Genomic DNA, 3,131 nt, shown 5'->3' with positions numbered 1-3,131 from the left:
GCTCGGGGGTTGGACCGGTAGCTGCTGGATCGGCGAGGAGAGCTGGCTCCGGCTCTGGCTCCGGCTCGGGCGCGATCGCGACATCGTCGGCGTCGAGCTCGTCGACCGGATTCAATTGGGGCTCTCGTGCCAATGCCTGTTGCATCATCTTAAGCTCTCTTAAAGCGCCGGTTAGCGCCCATGTACCGTCATCGTTTGCGCCGCGCGCAGCGTTTGCTGCGCATGGATCGGCAGCGCGGAGGACTGCCACTCAGGGACTAACTCCCGTAACACGCTGATGAGTGGGTCTGCGTCGTCAGCTGCACCGCCCTGGGTAGCGATCACAGCCCGGAGGCGCTCTAACGCGTCGTCAACCGAGCCGACATCGACTGCGAGTCGCCGTGCGGCGTGGATCTTTGCATGTTCGGTCAGCAGGAGGTCCTCGCGCTCATAGAACAGCTCCTCATAGAGCTTCTCGCCCGGGCGCAATCCAACATATTCGATGCGTATATCCTGGTCAGGTTCAAGCCCGGCGAGCCGGATCATCTGTTCGGCCAGATAGCGGATCTTGACCGGCTCCCCCATGTCGAGCACGAAGATCTCGCCGCCGGTGCCAATCAAGGCGGCCTGCATGATCAGCTGGCAGGCCTCCGGGATGGTCATGAAGAAGCGCTCGATCTCAGGATGGGTCACGGTGACGGGCCCCCCCTGCTCGATCTGGGCGCGAAACAGCGGAACGACGCTACCGGCGGAGCCGAGCACATTGCCGAAGCGCACGGTGATGAAGCAGGTGCGCGAGCGCTGCGCCCGCGCTTGGCAGATCATCTCGGCGGCGCGCTTTGAGGCGCCCATCACATTGGCTGGATTGACCGCCTTGTCGGTTGAGATCAGGACACAACGCTCGCAGCCATAGCGGTCGGCGCAATCGGCGACCGTCTCGGTGCCGAGCAGATTATTGCGTATCGCGGCGCGGACCTGAGACTCGAGTAGAGGCACGTGCTTGTAGGCGGCGGCATGAAAAACCGTCTGTGGGCGCTCGCGCTCGAACAGCTGCTCCATCGCCACCCGATCGGTCACATCATCGAGGTAGAGCCCGAGCTCAGGCGCATCGACCCGGGCCGCTAGCTCCAGATCGAGCCGGTAGAGGTTAAGCTCGCTGTTGTCAGCCAACAACAGGCGTCTTGGGCGGGCGGCGATGACCTGGCGACAGAGCTCGGAGCCGATCGAGCCGCCGGCGCCCGTGATCAGCACCACGCGATCGGTGAGACTGGCTCGGATCGCCGCCCAATCGAGCTGCACCGGATTGCGCCCGAGCAGATCGTCGATCGAGACCGGCCGTAGCTGGTTAATCGTGACCGCGCCGGACAGTACCGATTTGAGCTGGGGAACGGTGCGGAACGGCTTTCCAGTCCGCTCGCAGAGCTCGACCAGGCGCTGCATCTGCGCATCAGAGGCAGCCGGCACCGCGAGCATGATCAGGTCGATGGCGAGCGAGTCGACCAAGGCCGGGATCTGTGCCGAGCTGCCCTTGACCGGGACGCCGTGGATGTCGCCCCCCTGGCGGCGCAGCTTGTCATCGACGAAGGCCACTGGGTTGTACTGGCGGCTGCGGTCGCGAAGCATGTCGCGCACCAGCATCTCGCCGGCCCGATCCGCGCCGACGACCAGCACGCGCTCGCCGGGATGTAGCCCAAGGCTATGGTCCTTGAGCCGGCGATAGAGTAGGCGCGGGCCGGCCAGGCCGATCAACTGAAACACCAGGAACAGCGGTGGTACGGAGCGGGGCAGGAACTGGTTACGGCTGAGCAGAAAGAGCGTGAGGACCACGAGGAAGGTGGTGACGGTGACGGCTTGGGCGATCCTGGAGAGGTCTGGGAGCGAGGCGAAACGCCAAACGCCGCGGTAGAGCCCGAACGACGAGTAGACGATCGCGCAGATCAGCATCACCAGCGGCAGCAGGTCCCAGGCCGCGGTCAAGAACTCGGGTGGCACGTCGCCGAGATTGAAGCGCATCCAGTAGGCGCCCATCCAGGCGATGGGCACCCAGACCAGGTCATGGAGAAAGGCCAGAAAGCGGGAGCGCAGCCGCTCGTACCAGCGCGTCACCATTCGCGGTCAGCCGCGCTGGACGCGCTCGGCCAGGCCGACGCGCAGATGCATCAGGACGAAGATGACGGCCCAACCGCCGATCAAATGCCATTGCTCCTGGGTGCTCAGCCGGGTCGCTGCCAGGGCGCTGGCGGTCACTGCAGCGATCAACACCAGGGCCCAGCGGAGGGTGCGACGATGACCCCAGCCGGCAAGCACCAGACGTTGGTAGTGATGGGAGCGGTGCGCCTCCCAGATCCGTTCACCATTGCTGGCGCGACGCAGCAGGGTCCAGGTCGCGTCGACGATGAAGGGTGAGAAGATCAGCCAGCCGATCCACAGCGGAAAGAGCCCCGCGCTGGCACCCCAGAGTGTGCAGCCCGCCGCTAGCAGCCCAAGGCTAGAAGAGCCCACGTCGCCAAGGAAGATGCGCGCCGGCGGCCAGTTACCGGTCAGGAAGCCGGCAGCGGCCGCGGCGATGGCAGTGCAGCAGGCGGCGTAGACCAGGTCGCCGGCGCTGAGGCCGAGCACGGCGAGGCCCGCGAAGCCAATGGCCGCCATACTCCCGGCGAGACCGTCCATGCCGTCCATGAAGTTGTAGAGATTGAGCATCCAGATACTGTAGAGAATCGTCAGCGGCAGCGCGAGCAGGATCGGCAGCGCGATGACGGGGCCCGGCAGTCCGAGCTGGTCCCAACGCAGTCCGCCCATCCAGAGCAGGAGGGCGGCAACGAAGTGGGCCAGCAGGCGCAGTCGGCGTGAGAGCCCGATGCGGTCGTCCCACAGGGAGATGGTCGCAACCAGCAGCAGGGCGGCGCCGAGCCAGGGTAGGGCGTGCCACGATGGGGACGGAGCCATCTGCAGGGTGCCGCTCGCAAGCTGCAGGGCCAACATCCCCACCAGGAGCCCGGCCGCGATGCCGCCGAGTAACGCGATGCCGCCACTGCGGGGCGTTGGTCGCTCATGGAGCGAGCGCTCGTTCGGATGGTCAAGCACGTGCAACAGCGACAGGCGCCCACGAGCAAGCAGCGCCGTCAGCAGGGCACTGACGACGAAGGCGCTGC

The 3,131-nt window shown here is 65.9% G+C and carries 2 protein-coding genes; both read right to left on the bottom strand.

All coding sequences use genetic code 11. The features are described from left to right. Positions 1-171: 171 nt before the first annotated feature. On the bottom strand, positions 172-2,088 hold the full coding sequence (locus ACY693_RS17365) for a polysaccharide biosynthesis protein (RefSeq protein ID WP_462323067.1): 1,917 nt from the start codon (positions 2,086-2,088) through the stop codon (positions 172-174). Between the two features lie 6 nt (positions 2,089-2,094). After that, positions 2,095-3,131: MraY family glycosyltransferase (locus ACY693_RS17360; RefSeq protein ID WP_462323066.1), on the bottom strand; the 1,037-nt coding region annotated here is incomplete at its 5' end.

This window comes from Halochromatium sp., from assembly GCF_054919635.1.
Note: the sequence above shows the minus strand (reverse complement) of the source record. Positions and strands in the feature narration are given on the sequence as shown.